The sequence below is a fragment of the Rhodococcus sp. KBW08 genome (genome assembly GCF_003852455.1).
Classification (GTDB): domain Bacteria; phylum Actinomycetota; class Actinomycetes; order Mycobacteriales; family Mycobacteriaceae; genus Rhodococcus_F; species Rhodococcus_F baikonurensis.
The window spans coordinates 190,140-206,337 of the sequence record NZ_QAJJ01000011.1; the positions used below are offsets into that span (position 1 = coordinate 190,140).

Consider the following 16,198-nt stretch of genomic DNA (forward strand, 5'->3'; position numbering starts at 1 on the left):
AACTGCCGGGTTTCGGCAACTTTGTGGTCAAAAGTCGTCGATATTTCGACCGGGATGGAGAGAAGTCGGCAAGGAACACTGGAGAAGACGGCGAGACGGCCGTCCGAACTCAGTGAAGGAGCTCCCCGTGACCGCAGTCATCAGTGCCATTCGGGTAGGTGGTCAGCGATGAACGTTCCCATGTGGGCGTGGGCCGCGTTCGCCGCAGTCATCGTCGTCATGTTGCTCATCGACCTGCTCGCCCACCGCGGCGCGCACGTCATCGGCTTCAAGGAAGCGGCCTGGTGGAGTGCGCTCTGGGTCGGTTTGTCTCTCGTGTTCGCGGTGGTCGTCACCCTGACCTTGGGGGTGAACTCGGGCGTCGAATTCACAACAGCCTGGCTGTTGGAGAAGAGTCTGTCCGTCGACAACCTCTTCGTGTTCGCCCTGATCTTCGGATACTTCAAGGTGCCCCGTGAGTACCAGCACCGCGTGTTGTTCTTCGGTGTCATCGGCGCCCTGATCTTCCGCGGTATCTTCCTCGCCGCGGGCGTTGCAGTGGTCAGCAAGTTCACGGCCGTACTGTTCGTCTTCGCCGCCATCCTGCTCTACAGCGCTTACAAGCTGCTCAAGGACGACGACGAGAGCTTCGATCCGGGAACCTCGCTGGCAGTTCGCCTGCTGCGCAAGATCATGCCGGTCCGCGAGGAATACGCAGGAACCAAGTTCTTCGTCAAGGAAGCCGGAAAGCGCGTCGCAACACCGCTGTTCGCCGTCGTCGTCGCCATCGAAGCCGCCGACCTCGTGTTCGCAGTCGACAGTGTCCCGGCAGTTCTCGCAGTGAGTGACGATCCGTTCATCGTGTACTCCAGCAACGCGTTTGCGATCCTGGGTCTGCGTGCCCTGTACTTCCTGCTCTCGGGTCTGCTCGAGAAGTTCCACTACCTGTCCAAGGGTCTGTCGATCATTCTCGCCTTCATCGGCGTGAAGCTGATCATGCAGGCCAGCCACAAGGTGATCAGCACGTCGATCCCCGAGATCCCCTCGCTGGTCAGCCTCGCAGTGATCATCGTGGTGTTGGCGGGCTCGATCATCCTGAGCCTCAAGAAACCGCTACCGGAGGAACCTGACGCCGAAGAGGTTGCGTCCGGTGACACACCGGTGGAACTCGAGAAGGCCGGTACTGACGCCGACGGCGAGAAATCGGGAATCGAGCTCGCGGCCGGTGAGCGCGACGACGATGACGACAAGGTCGATGCTCGCACTAGGAGCTGACGCCTGATCGGCTGAACCGAATCGAAAGGGAGACCACACAACGAGGTGTGGTCTCCCTTTTCGTTTCTCGCGTCTTCTCGCGACTTCTCACGACCGAACAGACCACTGATCGGGAAGGTGTGTTCTCACTCGACCGCAGGCGACCTACCTTGGCGGATGCCCGATGTCCGAGATCAGGAGTGCACATGACAATTCACGCGGAAGTCATCACGATGCTGGCCACGCTCAACGCTGCTTTCCCGGACGTCACCAGCTTCGAGCCGTCGGAGCTGCGCGCTCTGCTTCGAAATCGACGAGCCCCGCTGGAACGGCTTCCCGATATGCGTGCGGTCGAAGATCTCGCAATCGACGGACCCGGAGGAGATCTGTCGATCCGCGTCTACCGCCCGCACACGTCCTCCGACGCTGTGCCGCTGGTCGTCTTCGCTCATGGCGGAGGCTTCGTGTTCTGTGACCTGGACAGCCATGACGAATTCTGCCGATCCATGGCGGAAGGTGTCGGCGCCGTGGTGGTCTCCGTCGATTATCGTCTGGCCCCTGAGCATCCCGCGCCGGCAGCACACGACGACGTCTATGTCGCATTGGAGTGGGCGGCGAAGCACGCGCAAGAGTACGGCGCAGACCCGAACCGGATCGTGCTTGCCGGCGACAGTGCGGGCGGCAATCTTGCTGCGACAGTTGCGATCGCAGCCCGCGATCGTGGAGGCCCGGCGGTCGCGGCGCAAGTTCTCATCTATCCCGTGATCGACGACGATTTCGACACCGAGTCCTACCGGCGCTACGGGACCGATCACTACAACACGACTACGGCCATGAAGTGGTACTGGGACCAGTATGCCCCCGAACGCCGAGATGACGTGCGGGTAATACCTACTCGGGCAGAGTCATTCGCCGATCTACCAGCGGCCGTCGTTCTGACAGCCGAGCTGGACCCGCCGTGCTCGTCCGGCGACGAGTACGCGAAACTGCTTGCCTCGGCCGGCGTCCCCGTGCAGCATCATCGCTTCGACGGGCTGTTTCACGGATTCCTCACCATTCCGTCGTTGTCACTCACAGAACCGGCACGCCGGAAAGCCTGGGCGATGATCCGTGAGGCGTCAGCCGCCGCGAGGTAGGACTTCGTCGCCCAGTTTGCCGAAGGTGTGGCAGACCCTGTCCCGCACAATGACTTCGGTGCATTCGGGGTCGAACCATCGATCAACGACGCCCCAGTGGATCGGATGGTCGAGGTACTGGGTCTGCAGTGACGCGAGGTCGGTGAATTCCTGCTCCCACACGTGGGTCCACGGTGCTTCGTCGGATGCGTGGCCCTCGTCCGTCACCGCACTCACTCGACTGAGTCGCCAGGCCGCGATCGAGGAGATATGACCGGGCATCTTCAGCAAGTCGCTTTCGAAGCGTTCGATCGTGTCCTCGGGAGTATCGGGCGCGACGCGGATCAGCAGCGCCCGGTACACCCCGTTCGGCCCGGTGGCGCGCGAGCGACCTGCGGTCCCGGACGTGTACTCGGCGCCGTGAACTTGCCCGACGGCGGCGTGGTGAAGCCCGGCGTCAACGGCACTTCGGGAGGCCTGCCACGCAGCTTCGTCCTCGAACTGGAGATGCACGATCAGATCTCCGCCGTTGATGACGCCGGGCAGTGTGGCGGTGACGAGATGGCGAACTGCGCCCGATGATTCCGCCGCTGCTGCAATGGTGTTCATCGCATCGGACCAGCCGTCCGATTCTGTGTCATCGGCAGTGAAGACCACCCGTGTGACGTTATACATCGGCAAGACTCTCGACGTCATCGGCAGTGGCAGCCATGGTGCGCGTTCGTTCGGCAATGAGCGGATTCATTGCGTCCCACCATTGTCCGAGGGCGGAGTCGCCCCGACTGGAACGAGTCATCGCCCACCAACCGGCGGTACCCTCGACGGCCCACGTGATCGTCACGACGTTCGACTCGTCCTCGGACCACAGCGGCGGACTGACAAGTACATTGTCGAGAGTCAGGTTTCGACCGCCGGCGTTGGGCAGGTAGCCCGTGCGCCATTCGTCGACGAACTTCTTCCCGCACCCGGGTTTCGTGACTATCCGATCGACCACGTAGAGCGTCTCACCTGCCATCTGCGCAGGCTACAGTGCGCTTAAGTCTCTGCGGTACTTTCGATCTCACGCAGCGGGAGATTGTTCCGAGGTGGCCGGGGACGGTACGGGGCGCAGACCCAGCCAGCCGACCAAACCGACGAGGGCGAAGGCCACTGCGGCGGTGACGAACGTGACGGTGAAGGCGGACTCGCTGGGCAACGTGGGTGTGCCTTCGGGCAGGTTGGCGATGGTCATCGAGGCGAGAATCGTGGTCACCACGGCACTGCCCATGGCGCTACCGGTGGAACGGGAGATCGAGTTGATTCCGTTGGCTATTCCACTCTGGCGATGCGGAACACTCGACATGATGATGGCGGGCATGGCCGCGTAACCCAGGCTGACGGCGGCGCCGATCACGATGCCCGCACCGATGACGGACGCGGTATGCGTGTGGTCGTATGCGAGCCAGGCGAACGGGACCGCACCACAGATCGCAGTGAGTCCCAGAACGAAGCGTGGTCCGCGCACTCTGATGAGGCGCCCAGCGATCGGTGCGGCGATCAGCGAGGCAATCGCTCCCGGCAGAAGGAATTCCACCGACGCGCGCAGAATGCTCGCGTCGAATCCGTATCCCGTGAGAGAGCGCGGAAGTTGCACGAGGTAGGAGATGCCGAGAAAGTTGGCGAACATCCCGAAGCCCACCATGACACCGGCCAGGTTCGCCATCATCACGGGCCGGTGGACGAACATCCGCATGTCGACCAGCGGTTCGTCGACGATCTCCTCGATCCAGACCCACACTGCGAACATCACGATCGAGGCAAGGAAAACACCGATGGTCAAGGGTGAGAACCAACCCCATTGGTGGCCTTGAGAAATCGACAACAGGAGTAGAAGGAGTGCAGCGCCCAGGCTCAGTGCACCTATGACGTCGACGCGGCCGCCGCTCTTGTGTTTGGTTGCGGGCACCAGCGTGATGACCGCGACGAGGGCAAGCAACGCGAATCCGGTCGCCATCCAGAAGGCGTTGCGGTAGTCGGCATCCGGAGCCGATGTGAGCAGCCCGGTGGCCACGAGGGCGAGGCCGCTGCCGAAGGCAAGGGTTCCGCTGACCAAGGCCATCGCGCCGGGAAGCTTGTGTGGGCGGACCTCTTCGCGCAGTACCGACAGAGCCAGCGGGAAGATGGCGGTGGCCGTTCCTTGCAGGACGCGTCCGAGAACGAGTAGCGGCAGATTGTGTGCCAGCGCGGCGACGACAGAACCGATCACCATGACGATCAGAACGCCCACCAGCGTGCGCTTCTTGCCGTGCTGATCACCGTAGCGGCCGAGCAGGGGAGTGAAGACGGCCGCCGACAGCAGGGTCGCCGTGGTCACCCAGCTGATACCGGCCGAGGATGCGCCCAGATCGGACTGAATGCGTCCCAAAATCGGAACGGGCAACGTCTGCATCATCGAGACGATCATCGCGGCCAGGCTGAGGGCCGCGATGATGACGGCCTCGCGGCGCGGTGATACTACGACTGATGTATCCGGGGTGTCGCAGACGGTTGGCTGCGCAGCACTGTCGGTCGTCACTGAATTCGTCAAGGGGGTCCTTCTCGGGAATTACAAGAGAAAATGCTTAATGTGGCGAAGTAATTTTCTCTGGATGGTAAGTCCGCGAGATCGATCCCGTCAATGCTGGTCAGTGAGCCCCTGAAGCGTGCTTGGTGTAGTTCGGGCCAGTTCGGTGAGTCTCGGACTAGAAGGGGTAGACCGGGAGTGCGCTCTGCGCGGTCACCCACTGTGTTTCGGTGAAGGCATCGAGGTTTGCGCCGATGCCGCCGACGCGGCCACCGTTACCCGAAGACGCCATGCCGCCGAACGGGATGACGGCTTCGTCGCCGACAGTCTGGTCGTTGATGTGTACCAGGCCGGTGGGGATCTGTTGAGCGAGCTCGAGTCCGCGCATGGCATCGGAGGTGAGAATGCCCAGCGACAATCCGTACTCGGAATCGTTGGCTATGGCGACGGCTTGTTCGACGGTGGCGAACGAGGTCACCGGCGCGACCGGCCCGAAGACCTCGTCGGCGAAGGCCGGCGCGGTGAGCGGGGTGTCGGCCAGCACGGTGGGCCGGTAGAAGAGATCCTCGTAGGTGCCACCGGCAGCCAGTTTCGCTCCGGCCGCGATGCTTCCGGTGACCAGCGAGTGGATGTGGTCGCGTTGCTTGGCGTCGATGATGGGACCGAGTGCCACCTGACCGGTGAACGGGTCACCTACCGGAAGCTTGTCGGCGTGTTCGGCAAGGAGTGCGGTGTAGTCGGCGGCAATACTTTCGTGCACCAGTTGACGGCCGGTGGTCATGCAGATCTGCCCCTGGTGCATGAACGAGCCGAAAGCGCCGACAGAGGCGGCTTTTTCGAGGTCGACGTCATCCATGACGATCAGCGCGTTGTTGCCGCCGAGTTCCAGGTGCGCGCGCTTGAGGTGGCGACCTGCCAGTTCGCCGACAGCGCGTCCTGCGCGTGTCGACCCGGTGAATGCGATGACGCGAACGCTCGGATGAACCACGAGCGCCTCACCGGCGTCAGCGCCACCCGGGAGCATGCTGAACACTCCGGCGGGCAAGCCGGCTTCTTCGAAGATGCGGGCAAGAACCACACCGCCACAGATCGCCGTCCGCGGATCAGGCTTGAGGATTACCGAATTGCCCAGCGCCAGTGCGGGAGCGACTGCACGAATCGACAGGATGATCGGGAAGTTGAACGGTGCGATGACGCCGACGGTTCCGACCGGCACGCGACGAGAGAAGCTCAGCCGAGGTTGCTCCGAGCGCAGTACCTCACCGACGGGGTGTGCGGCCAATGCCGCAGCGTTGTAGCACTCTTCGGCAGCGGTATGTGTTTCCAGCCCGGCCTTGGCGGGGATGCTGCCCGCCTCGCGGATCACCCATTCGCCGATTTCGTCGGCGTACTGCTCGAACAGTTGACCGGCCCGGCGTAGAACGGCGGCCCGTTCGGTGTAGGGGCGTGCCGCCCAATCTTTCTGAGCTGCAGTAGCTTTTGTTGCAGCGGCGGCCACGTCTTCGGGAGTTGCCATGCCGACCGTCGTCAACTGCTTGCCGGTGGCCGGTTCGACGACCAAACGATCTTCGGCGCTGCCCGGGACCCATTCGCCGTCGAAGATCTTCGATTCCCACACCGGTTCGTTCAGCAAACTCGTCATCGCCGCTCCTCGATAAAGGGATGCAACTGCTCGCCGCATCACATGGTTGCCCACCACGTTGCTCGGTGAGGAGGCTGACCGCCATTACACTTTCACTCAGTGAAAGACGGGTTCATGGCGTCCTTGAGTGCTTGAATCAGATCGGCGAACTCGGTGGAGTGAGTAGCGCCGCTGCGGGTCACTCCCGAGACGGGAATTCGCAAGCGGCCGTGCGATTCTCGCATGAAGCTGATTCCGGCGCGTGGAGATTCGCCGGCGGTGATCGAATACAGCAGGGTCCAGGCGCGAGGGTTGGTGATCACGTCGAGCGTGGCGGTGTGATCGCTCGGAATTGCCGGGCCCAGTTGTACGCGTCGATCGATCTCGCGGAACGCGTCCTCGACCACCTTGTGAATGAGCACCTGGCTTTGGCGCGGCGGCAGGAGCAGGGGATAGGCGGCCAGGTCGTTGAGGTCGACGCTCTGCTGGCCGGCGAGGGGGTGCCGGCTCGACATGACGACCAGCAGGTCCTCGACGCCGAGGTCCAGTGGTTCGAGCCCCGGGCGGTCGACGCCGCCGCGAATCAGTGCGATGTCCGCGTCGCCGGAGGCCACGGCGTCCATGCGGTGGGCAAAACTCTTGATGACGAACTCGACGTCCAGGTCGGGGTGACGTTCGCGCACGTGTGCGATGGCGTCCAGCGTCTGAGCGGCGAAGCTCATGTTTCCGGTGATCCGGATCCGGGCGCGCGGGTCGCGGGCGACCGAGTACGCCATCGTTTCGAGGCTGAGGACTTGCTGCGCGATGGGCACCAGACGCGATCCTGCCGGGGCCAGGCGGACGGCTCGGGTCGAGCGTTCGAAGAGCGTCGCCCCGAGCTCCTTCTCCAGCCGTGCAACCTGATGGCTGATCGCCGACTGCGAGATGAAGCAGCGCTCGGCGGCGCGACTGAAGCTCAGTTCCTCGCTCACGACGAGGAAGTACTTGAGTTGGCGGAAGTCCATGAAGACAGCTTACTTATGAGCAATCGAGATAACAGTCTTGCGAATACTCCAGCTAGCTGGACCCGACCCATGATCAGTCCATACCGTAATAGTCATACTTTCAATTTGGTTGAGGAGTTTGTTGTGGATAGAACAGCTGCGGGTCGCGCCGACATCGACGCGACTGGACACGAGAAGACTCAGGTAGTGATCGTCGGTTCGGGCTTCGGAGCCCTCGCCGCGGCCAAGACCCTCGCGAAGTCCAAGACGCCGTTCGTTCTCATCTCCGCCACCACCGAGCACCTCTTCCAGCCGCTGCTCTACCAGGTGGCGACGGGTGTTCTGTCGGCAGGCGAGGTGGCTCCGCCCATCCGCACGATCCTGCAGAAGTACCCCAACGCCGACGTACGCCTCGGCCGCGTCGTCGAGGTCAACGCCGAAGAGAACACCGTCGTCTACGAAGCCTCGGGTACCCGCCATACGCTCGGGTACCGCTCGCTCATCGCAGCCACCGGTGCCACGCAGGCGTACTTCGGTCATGACGAGTTCGAGAAGGTCACCTACAAGCTCAAGACCGTCGAGGATGCCGAGGTCCTGCGTAAGCAGATCCTGCGTTGCTTCGAAGAGGCCCACACCACCAACGACGCGCTGGTTCGTCGCAACCTGCTCAGCTTCGTTGTCGTCGGTGCCGGCGCAACCGGCGTCGAGCTCGCCGGACAGATCAAGGAACTGGCGCGTCGCTACTTCGCCAAGTCCATCAACAACATCAGCGCCGACGAGGTCACGGTCACCATGGTCGAAGGCGCCGGCGTCGCCCTTCCGGCCTTCGGTGGAAAGCTCAGTGAGTACACGCAGGCTTCGCTCGAGAAGTCGGGTGTCGAGGTTGTCCTCAACACCATGGTCACCGCCATCGACGAGCACGGTGTCACCGTGTCCTCGGCAAAGACCAAGGAAGAGAAGCGCATCGACGCCGAGACCGTCATCTGGTCGGCCGGTGTTCGCGCCAACGACTTCGCCGCGGTGCTCGGCGAGGCAACCGGTTGCGACACCGACCGCGCGGGTCGTCTTCTCATCAATCCGGACTTGACTGTCGGCGGATTCGCCAACGTCTTTGCCATCGGTGACATGACGTCGCTGAACGGTCTGCCGGGTCAGTCGCCCGTTGCGATGCAGGGTGGCCGTCACGCCGCGAAGATCGTGAACGGAAAGGTCAAGGCCGGAACGCCTTTCAAGTACTTCGACAAGGGCAGCATGTCGATCATCAGCCGATTCAGCGCTGTGTGTCGCGTCCGCAAGGTCGAGTTCAAGGGCACGATCGCCTGGTTCATGTGGTTGGCCGTGCACGTGATGTATCTGGTGGGCTTCCGCAACCGGTACGTCGCTGTGATGTCGTGGTTCGGTTCGTTCATCGGTCACCGTCGTCCGCACTTCCACTACGCGCAGGAGCCGATGAAGATCGAGGCCGCGCCGCCGGCTGTCGAACGCGAACCGGAATTGGCGCACTCTGCGTAGCTCCGCACCGCCTGAACACGTTTCGCCTGATGTCAGTCACAGTGGATTCTTGGTGGCACTGCCCTGTCACACTGTGTGAATGGCATCAGGCGACCGTTCGTTGATCGGCCGGGCATTCATCGTGCTCGGTGCCTTCGACGCGACGTCGCCGCGGTTGACGCAATCGGAGATCAGTCGTCGTACCGATCTGCCACTGCCCACCGTCCATCGACTGTGTGGGCAGTTGGTGGCTGAGGGCGCACTCGAGCGTCGGAGTGACGGCAAGTACCAGGTGGGAGTGCGGTTGTGGGAGATCGGCGCTCTTGCGCCCGGGGCGCATGGGCTCAGGCAGGTGGCGTTGCCGTTTCTCGAAGATCTCTACGAAGTCACCCGAGAGAACGTGCAGTTGGTCGTTCGTGAAGGTACCGAGGCTCTGTACCTAGAGCGCTTGTCCTCGCGTAGCGCTGTCACCGTTGTAGGTCGCGCCGGCGGAAGATTGCCGCTGCACGCGTCGAGCGGTGGATTGATTCTCCTCGCACACGGCGGAACCGAGCTTCTCGACGACGTCCTCCGTGCCGGTCTCGAGTCGTTCACTCCCAAAACCATTACTTCCGAGCGAATCTTGCGAGCAACTCTCGACGAGATCAGACGCACCGGATTCGTGGTCTGTCGTGAGTATCTGAACGTCGGGACCCTTGCTGTTGCCGCTCCGGTCCGCGAATCCGGCGGCAATGTCGTCGCAGCGGTCTCGACAGTTGTTCCGGTGGAGCAGGATCCGGCCCCTTTACTGCCGGCTTTGGTCGCGGCCGCCCGTGGAATATCACGCGGGCTTGGCGGCGGCGGACTTGGATAGCTCGTATTCGGTCTTTCACTGAGTGAAATTGCAGCTGTTCAGAGGAGTGGTCGTGGTCGAGGGTGGTCTCAATCGTCACTCACCTCAGGAGTTCTCTGTATGTCTTCTTCGCGCACCCAGGTCGGAATCGTCGGTGGTGGTCCCGCCGGGTTGATGCTCTCGCATCTGTTGCATCTGAAGGGAATCGATTCGGTAGTCCTGGAATGCCGCACTCGCGAAGAGGTAGAGGGCACCATTCGTGCCGGTGTGCTCGAACAGAACACCGTTGATCTCATGGTCGAGACAGGACTCGGTGACCGACTGAAGCGGGAGGGCCTCGAACATCACGGAATCGAGTTGCGATTCGGTGGGCGAGGGCACCGCATCGCCTTCGACGAACTGACCGACGGGCGCGCAGTCACGGTGTATCCGCAACACGAGGTGCTCAAGGATCTGATTGCGCGACGCCTCGCTGACGGCGGGGACATTCGATTCGGAGTGTCCGGCGCACAAGTACACGATCACGAATCGGATCGCCCGAGTATTACTTTCGTCGACTCGGACGGAGCCGAGCAGAAGCTCGAGTGCGCCCTGGTGGCCGGTTGCGACGGATCACGTACCGAAACGCGAAAGCTGATTCCCGAACCGTCGATCCGCACGGATCATTTCCGGCAGTACCCCTTTGCATGGTTCGGCATCCTGGCCGAGGCGCCGCCGTCATCGGAAGAATTGATCTACGCCAACCACGAGCGTGGCTTTGCGCTGATCAGCACGCGGACACCCCAGGTGCAGCGTCACTACCTCCAGGTCGATCCGAACGACTCCGTGGACAACTGGTCCGACGATCGGATCTGGGACGAGCTGCACATGCGCGTCGACGGTGAGGGGGCGGAGATCAAGGACGGCAGGATCTTTCAGAAGTCGATCCTCCAGTTCCGCAGCTTCGTGTGCGAGCCGATGCAGCACGGCAACCTGTTTCTTGCAGGCGATGCGGCGCACACCGTGCCGCCGACCGGCGCGAAGGGTATGAATCTCGCGATCGCCGACGTCTACGCGCTGTCGAACGCCATGGACAAATTCTTCACCTCGTCCGACCGAAAGATGTTGGACCGGTATACCGAAACGGTGTTGCCGCGCGTGTGGCGGACGCAGCACTTTTCGTGGTGGATGTCGTCGATGCTCCATCGCTTGCCAGACGACACCGGTTTCGGGCATCGCCGTCAGCTGGCCGAACTGGACATGGTCACGCGTTCGGGCGCCGGGCGAACGTTGATCGCCGAGAACTACGTCGGAACGCCCTTGGCGTAGAGGGGTGTTCGCAGGTCGAGTTGGATGAAATCAGGGGAGCGGGGTGCCTTGATGATGTACCAATTGCCATCCGATCGGTGTTCGACGCCACAAAGATGTTCGCCGCGCGCGACGCCTACCTCGGACTGAATCCCACTGGGTGAGGACGTAGCCGTCGTCGATGATTCGACCGGTCAGATTATGAACTTCGATGCCCTCGTCTATGGGTTCGTTCCGCAGTGATTCAACTGTGGACGCGACATTCCAGACGCTACCCGACGCGCCTATCTCGACGAAGTCCTCGGCAAGCAATGCAAGTACACGTGCACTGCTGCGCCTGCATTCGACAGTTTGCAATTCCCGCTCCAGGGCGAGGACCTCCCCGACGTCGGTTCCTGGGGTCATGAATGCTCCTCTGCGTATACACATGTCGGGGACGATGTCGATCGTGATCATCGCAGAGGTGGACGTCGAGTTCCCAACATTCGTTCTCGAAGGCTGTCGTAGATAGGAGCCGAACCTGCCAAGGTGGCTACGAAAACCGCTGCTGCAGTGGCCGCGAGCATCGGAACCAGCGTCGACGTCACCGCAGTCATCTCGACCACGATCACGATTCCGGTGAACGGAGCGCGTACTACGGCGCCGAAGAAGGCAGCCATGCCGACGGTAGCCATGGTGATCGTGAGTCCGGCGTCCACTCCGGGCACGAAGCTCGACAGCCCGGTGAAGATCGACCCCCAGAGTGCACCGAGTGCGAGTAGAGGAGCGAACAGTCCACCGGGAGTCCCGGCGGCGTACGACAGCGGGCCGGTGAAGAACCGAACCACCAAGTACAGCAGCAGAATCGGCAGAACGAAGGTCCTTCCGCCGACGATCATCTGTGCAAGGACGTCGCCGCCTCCACTGGCCAGCGGGTCGAGGAACAGCGTCAGGCCGATGACCGCGCCGATCGTTGCGGCGGTGACGGTCGGCGGGATCCTGTCGAGTCGCGCTACGACGTCGAGTAGTCCCAGAATCAAGCGGTTGTACGCGATGCCCAGCAACCCCGTCAGTATTCCGAAGACGACGAACAGCGGCAGTAGTGCGAGTTGAGGTGTGGGCACGGTGCCGACCTCGAAATCAGGCTGATCGCCGATGACGATTCGTGCACAGCCCACCGCGACCGAAACACCGAAAAGCGTTGGCAGCACGGTGCGTAGCCGGAACGAGTGCGTCACTTCCTCGCAGACGAACAGTGCGCCGGCGATCGGCGCGTTGAATGCGACAGCGAGTCCTGCTCCGGCCGCGGATGTTTGCAACATGGCGACATCCGGTTCGGAAAGGCGGGCCCGTCGTCCCGCTTCTGCACCGATCGCCGCGCCCATGTGGACGGTGGGGCCTTCACGGCCGAGAACCAGACCGGAGCCGATCGCCAAGAGACCGCCGATGAATCTTGCAGGCACGAGATTGATACCCGGAGGTTTCGCTTCGCCACGGGACACCGCCTCGACATGCTGGATACCGCTTCCCTTCGCGAGGGGAACTCGTCTGACGATCAGTACGGCAAGTACGGTGCACAGGGCCACCAGGAGTACCGGCACGAGCCACCCGACGTACGGAACGTGATGCGCCCAGTCGACGATCGTCCGACGGAGTTCGTCGGCCCTGATCAGGCACCAACGGAACGCGCCGCCGACAAATCCGACCCCGACACCGGCGACCGCAGCGAGTAGACACAGCAATCCCAGTCCGCGGTTGGAGTCGCGCGGTTCGGTGCCGACATCGTCCTCGGTCATCGTGATCAGCCCTACCTGATGGTCACAACTCTCGACAGGTGAATTGAGCCTCCCTCACGTTGGACGGTAACCCATCCCGCTACCCGCAGTGTCGGATCGAGGTTGTGCAGCCGAGTCACAATTCGATAAGCAGGCTGATTCCGAGAACTGCCATCATCACGGCGATCAGAGCATCGAGAATCCGCCAGGCGTTGGGTTTCGCAAAGAGCGGCGTGAGTAGACGTGCGCCGTAACCGAGGGCGCCGAACCAGACCACACTTGCCGTGATGGCACCGGCCGCAAACCACCAACGTCCGATTTCGCCGCGACCGTTGGCAATTGAACCCATGAGCACCACGGTGTCCAGGTACACGTGTGGATTGAGCCAGGTGAGGGCCAATGCCATCGTGACGGCGGTAAGCCTCGACCCGTTTCCATGTTGATCCGGTGCCAACGTCTGGGGTCGAAGCGCCCGTTTGGCGGCGAAGATCGCATAGCTCAGGAGGAAAACGGCGCCGGCGATACGAACGAACGTGATCAGCGACGGTGCGTGTTCGAGGAGGGTCCCGATTCCGCTGATGCCTGCAAGAATCAGAATTGCGTCTGACAACGCGCACACTGCGACGATCGGGAGTACATGCGATCGAGTCAGGCCTTGGCGAAGAACAAACGCATTCTGGGCGCCGATTGCGACGATCAAGGACAGTCCGACCACGAAACCGACGAGGGCCGACGCAGGGTCGTTGGTGCTGAGCATGGTGTCGAGCCTGCCGCTCAGATTTCAATCAGTCCAGCTAATGATTCTTAGGATGCATCAGAGTAGCTTCAGATTATGTTGGATTTCGAGCAGTTGAGGGCATTGCACGCTGCGGTCGACGAGGGAACCTTCGAGGCGGCGGCGCGGAAGTTACACATCACGCCTTCGGCGGTCAGTCAACGAATCAAAGCTCTCGAGACCTCGGTTGGCCGGATCCTGGTGCAGCGCACCAAACCCATCCAGGTCACAGATTCAGGGAGAGAAGTCCTGCGTCTTGCCCGTCAGATAGACGCCCTGTCGCGTGACACCGTGCGAGAACTCGGTTTGGAAAACGGTTCGAACAGCTTCGCCCGCGTCTCGATCGCGGTCAATGCCGATTCGCTGTCCACGTGGGTTCTCGGGGCCCTCGCGGAGTTCACGCAAGAAGTCAGTTTCGATTTTCATCTCGACGATCAAGACCACACCACCGAACTGCTACGCGACGGTTCGGTCATGGCTGCCGTCACGTCTGTCGCGTCACCGATTCAAGGGTGTACCTCCAGTCGGTTGGGCATCATGCGGTATCGGCCGATGGCGAGCGCAGAGTTCTGCCGTCGTTGGTTCGCAGATGGTGTTACGGCCGAATCCCTTTCGGAGGCACCGCTGGTTGTGTTCAATCGCAAGGATCTGCTGCAGGATCGGTACCTCGATCAAAAGATCGGCCACCCGGCAGATCCGCCTCGCCATCTTGTTCCGTCATCGGCAGACTTCGCGGACGCCGTCAGGCGGGGATACGGCTGGGGATTGATACCGGACCTGCAGCGCGGCGACGACGATCGATCCGGGGTGCTGATCGGATTCGATCCGGACTTCGTGGACGACGTTCCGCTGTACTGGCAGCAGTGGAAACTGTCGTCACCGGTCTTGCGCCGGATCTCCGAGGTGGTGACCCGCCGCGCCCACGAGGTGTTGCATCAGCCCTCGAGCTGATGAGCACCGCACCTGCCGTGTTGTGCTCGGGGAACAAAGAACCTGGATAAGTTGATCCCCTGGGACCGTTTCTTCGGCCACAGGACGCCGATAGTGTTTTGAGTCACACACGAATGAAAGGTGCTGACTCTCGTGGCGGACATCGGATATCTGGCTTGGGATCTTGCAGAGAAGTACGGGAAGAAGCCGTGCCTGCGGGACGACCACGTCGAACTCACGTATGAGGAGTTCGCAGATCGCACGGAAGCTGTTGCTGCGCAATTGGCCGGACTCGGAATCGGACTCGGCGACGTGGTGGCGGTCATGCTGCCCAATCGCGTCGAGTTGCTGATCGCGATCATGGCTGCCTGGCGTATCGGTGCTGCCGCTACCCCCATCAATCCGATGTTCACCGCGAACGAAGCGGATTACCAGATCGCGGACTCCGGGGCCGAGTTGGTCATCACCGCCACTGCCGACGCGCCCTCGGGTGGCCGTGCGGTGTTGGTCGTCGACGATCTTGCGACAGCGCCGCCGACGGACCCTCGGCCCGGAATCGATGTTGCGGCAGACGATCTGGCCCTCCTCATCTACACCAGCGGCTCCACCGGACGGCCCAAGGGAGTGATGCTCACGCACGCCAACCTGCAGTTCATGGCTTCGTCGATGGGCAAGAACATCGGAGTCACGGGCGCGGATCACTGTCTGTTGATTCTGCCGCTGTTCCACGTCAACGCGATCTGCGTCAGCGTCTTGACGCCCTTGCTTGTCGGCGGACAGGTCAGTGTCACCGGGAAGTTCTCGGTTTCGAGATTCTTCGACGACGTTGCGCGGCTTCGCCCCACGTATTTCTCGGCAGTGCCGGCAATCTACGCGATGCTGACCTCACAGCCGGAAGACTCCTCCATCGACACGTCATCCTTGAGGTTTGCCGTGTGCGGTGCGGCGCCGATCAGCAAGGAACTCCTCGACCGCGCGGAGCAGCGCTTCGGTTTCGTGATCGTGGAGGGTTACGGACTTACCGAGGGGACTTGCGCGTCGGCCTGCAATCCTGTGGACGGCGTGCGCAAACTCGGTACGGTCGGACCGGCGTTGCCGGGCCAGCAGATTGCCATTCTTGCCGAGGACGGAACCTTTGCTCCCGTCGGTACTGCCGGAGAGGTGGTCATCAAGGGCGACAACGTGATGCGTGGTTACCTCGGCAAGCCGGAGGAGACCGCGAAGACAGTCAGGGGCGGTTGGTTGCACACCGGTGACGTCGGAGTCCTCGACGAGGACGGCTACCTGACCCTCGTCGACCGCATCAAGGACATGATCATCCGTGGGGGAGAGAACATCTACCCGAAGGAGATTGAAAACTCGCTCGCTACACATCCTTCCGTGCTCGAGGCCGCCGTCATCGGTGCTCCGCACCAGGTCTACGGAGAGGTGCCAGTTGCCTATGTCGTTGCCTACCCCGATGCGCCCGTCACCGAAGACGAACTGCTCGAACATGTCACGGCCTTGCTCACCCGAGTAAAGGTGCCAGTGGCGATCTACGTCGTCGATGCGCTTCCCCGAAACCCGGTGGGCAAGATCGACAAACCCGGAATGAGACGAGCTTTGAGCGCAACTCCCGCTCACTAGTCACTTCCC

Annotated in this window: 15 protein-coding genes; 7 read left to right on the forward strand and 8 right to left on the reverse strand. The window is 62.1% G+C overall.

The features are described from left to right. Positions 1-168: 168 nt before the first annotated feature. Together DBV08_RS15890 and DBV08_RS15895 are read left to right on the forward strand one after the other, a co-directional pair. Positions 169-1,254 carry a TerC family protein gene (locus DBV08_RS15890; RefSeq protein ID WP_095972366.1) on the forward strand — a complete coding sequence of 362 codons (1,086 nt, stop codon included), beginning with the start codon at positions 169-171 and terminating at the stop codon, positions 1,252-1,254. 185 nt (positions 1,255-1,439) lie between these two features. Then, on the forward strand, positions 1,440-2,369 hold the full coding sequence (locus DBV08_RS15895; RefSeq protein ID WP_095972390.1) for an alpha/beta hydrolase: 930 nt from the start codon (positions 1,440-1,442) through the stop codon (positions 2,367-2,369). Here the strand turns inward: DBV08_RS15895 and DBV08_RS15900 are convergent. The 5 genes from DBV08_RS15900 to DBV08_RS15920 all read right to left on the reverse strand — a co-directional run bounded on the left by DBV08_RS15900 (position 2,352) and on the right by DBV08_RS15920 (position 7,515). After that, positions 2,352-3,023, reverse strand: a complete 672-nt coding sequence (locus DBV08_RS15900; protein ID WP_124568046.1) for a Dabb family protein — start codon at positions 3,021-3,023, stop codon at positions 2,352-2,354. The genes DBV08_RS15895 and DBV08_RS15900 overlap by 18 nt on opposite strands. Next, positions 3,016-3,363 carry a hypothetical protein gene (locus DBV08_RS15905; RefSeq protein ID WP_124568047.1) on the reverse strand — a complete coding sequence of 116 codons (348 nt, stop codon included), beginning with the start codon at positions 3,361-3,363 and terminating at the stop codon, positions 3,016-3,018. The genes DBV08_RS15900 and DBV08_RS15905 overlap by 8 nt, the downstream gene beginning before the upstream one ends. Before the next feature lie 45 nt (positions 3,364-3,408). Then, positions 3,409-4,902 carry an MFS transporter gene (locus DBV08_RS15910; RefSeq protein WP_124568048.1) on the reverse strand — a complete coding sequence of 498 codons (1,494 nt, stop codon included), beginning with the start codon at positions 4,900-4,902 and terminating at the stop codon, positions 3,409-3,411. A gap of 166 nt (positions 4,903-5,068) precedes the next feature. Next, positions 5,069-6,532: a benzaldehyde dehydrogenase gene (locus DBV08_RS15915; protein WP_124568049.1), complete on the reverse strand. Its 1,464-nt coding sequence runs from the start codon at positions 6,530-6,532 to the stop codon at positions 5,069-5,071. Positions 6,533-6,624: 92 nt separating this feature from the next. Beyond that, entirely contained in the window at positions 6,625-7,515 is an 891-nt protein-coding gene (locus DBV08_RS15920; RefSeq protein ID WP_095972371.1) for a LysR family transcriptional regulator, read from the reverse strand. A gap of 123 nt (positions 7,516-7,638) precedes the next feature. Here DBV08_RS15920 and DBV08_RS15925 point away from each other — a divergent pair, with 123 nt between their 5' ends. The 3 genes from DBV08_RS15925 to DBV08_RS15935 all read left to right on the forward strand — a co-directional run bounded on the left by DBV08_RS15925 (position 7,639) and on the right by DBV08_RS15935 (position 11,125). After that, positions 7,639-9,006, forward strand: a complete 1,368-nt coding sequence (locus DBV08_RS15925; protein ID WP_095972372.1) for an NAD(P)/FAD-dependent oxidoreductase — start codon at positions 7,639-7,641, stop codon at positions 9,004-9,006. A gap of 79 nt (positions 9,007-9,085) precedes the next feature. Beyond that, positions 9,086-9,838 (forward strand): IclR family transcriptional regulator, encoded by a 753-nt coding sequence (locus tag DBV08_RS15930; RefSeq protein ID WP_095972373.1) that lies wholly within the window; start codon positions 9,086-9,088, stop codon positions 9,836-9,838. Positions 9,839-9,937: 99 nt separating this feature from the next. Then, positions 9,938-11,125 (forward strand): 4-hydroxybenzoate 3-monooxygenase, encoded by a 1,188-nt coding sequence (locus DBV08_RS15935; protein WP_124568050.1) that lies wholly within the window; start codon positions 9,938-9,940, stop codon positions 11,123-11,125. A gap of 30 nt (positions 11,126-11,155) precedes the next feature. On the opposite strand, the gene DBV08_RS15940 is transcribed toward DBV08_RS15935, so the two are convergent. The 3 genes from DBV08_RS15940 to DBV08_RS15950 all read right to left on the reverse strand — a co-directional run bounded on the left by DBV08_RS15940 (position 11,156) and on the right by DBV08_RS15950 (position 13,615). Further along, a complete protein-coding gene (locus tag DBV08_RS15940) occupies positions 11,156-11,509 on the reverse strand; it encodes a DUF4440 domain-containing protein (protein WP_124568051.1) in 354 nt (117 codons plus the stop codon). A gap of 47 nt (positions 11,510-11,556) precedes the next feature. Further along, a complete protein-coding gene (locus DBV08_RS15945; protein ID WP_124568052.1) occupies positions 11,557-12,879 on the reverse strand; it encodes a ClC family H(+)/Cl(-) exchange transporter in 1,323 nt (440 codons plus the stop codon). Between the two features lie 115 nt (positions 12,880-12,994). Beyond that, positions 12,995-13,615 carry a LysE/ArgO family amino acid transporter gene (locus tag DBV08_RS15950; RefSeq protein WP_124568053.1) on the reverse strand — a complete coding sequence of 207 codons (621 nt, stop codon included), beginning with the start codon at positions 13,613-13,615 and terminating at the stop codon, positions 12,995-12,997. A gap of 75 nt (positions 13,616-13,690) precedes the next feature. Here DBV08_RS15950 and DBV08_RS15955 point away from each other — a divergent pair, with 75 nt between their 5' ends. Together DBV08_RS15955 and DBV08_RS15960 are read left to right on the forward strand one after the other, a co-directional pair. Then, complete coding sequence (locus DBV08_RS15955) at positions 13,691-14,584, forward strand: LysR family transcriptional regulator ArgP (RefSeq protein ID WP_095972377.1); 894 nt, start codon at positions 13,691-13,693, stop codon at positions 14,582-14,584. A 132-nt stretch (positions 14,585-14,716) separates the two neighbouring features. Continuing rightward, entirely contained in the window at positions 14,717-16,189 is a 1,473-nt protein-coding gene (locus DBV08_RS15960) for a class I adenylate-forming enzyme family protein (protein ID WP_124568054.1), read from the forward strand. The last annotated feature ends 9 nt before the right edge of the window (positions 16,190-16,198 follow it).